Annotated in this window: 1 protein-coding gene; it reads right to left on the bottom strand. The window is 55.1% G+C overall.

The features are described from left to right. On the bottom strand, nucleotides 1-719 hold a 719-nt coding region (locus M3P05_RS20625; protein ID WP_249702028.1), incomplete at both ends, for a WD40 repeat domain-containing protein.

Below are 719 nucleotides of genomic sequence, written 5' to 3'. Positions count from 1 at the left end.
TCAGAGGCTGAGACCACCCGTCCATCGGGATGGACGACCATACATTTGACAAAATCATTGTGACCACTCAAGGTGGCAATACACATATCATCTGGAGCCTTCTTGTTCAGATCCCAGAGTTTCAGCGTGTTGTCGCCAGAATTTGAGATCACCTGTCCATCGGGATGGACGACCACACATCTGATCAGCCCACTGTGCCCTTCCAGAGTGGCGACACATTCATGGCCTGCCCCCCTGGTCAAGTCCCAAAGTTTCAGAGAACCGGCAGTAGCACCACCTGTAATCACCCGCTCATCGGGGAGGATAGTCACGCCGCCCCAATAGTTGCGATGCCTCAAAGCAGCAACACACTCCCGACCAGGCTTCTGATCCAGATCCCAGACCCTTATTCCGTCACAAGCGCCAGAGACCACCTGCCCACCGGGAAAGATGGCCACATCTAGCACCCAGCTACTGTGCCCTGTCAAGGTAGCGATACACTCCTGACCGGACTTCCTGGCCAGATCCCAGACTTTCAAACTATTGTCATATGAGCCCGAAATCACCCGCCCATTGGGCAGGATGGCCACGCATTTGATATCGTCAGTGTGCCCCGTCAGAGTGGCGATACACTCCTGACCTGGCTCCTTGGCCAGATCCCAGACTTTCAGAGTTTTATCATCAGAGCCTGAGAGCACGCGGCCGTCGGGGAAGGTGGCCAGGCAATTGATCACTCCTGT

The sequence above is a fragment of the Parendozoicomonas callyspongiae genome (genome assembly GCF_023502345.1).
GTDB classification, from domain to species: Bacteria; Pseudomonadota; Gammaproteobacteria; order Pseudomonadales; family Endozoicomonadaceae; genus Sansalvadorimonas; species Sansalvadorimonas callyspongiae.
This window is presented reverse-complemented; position numbering and strand designations above follow the sequence as displayed.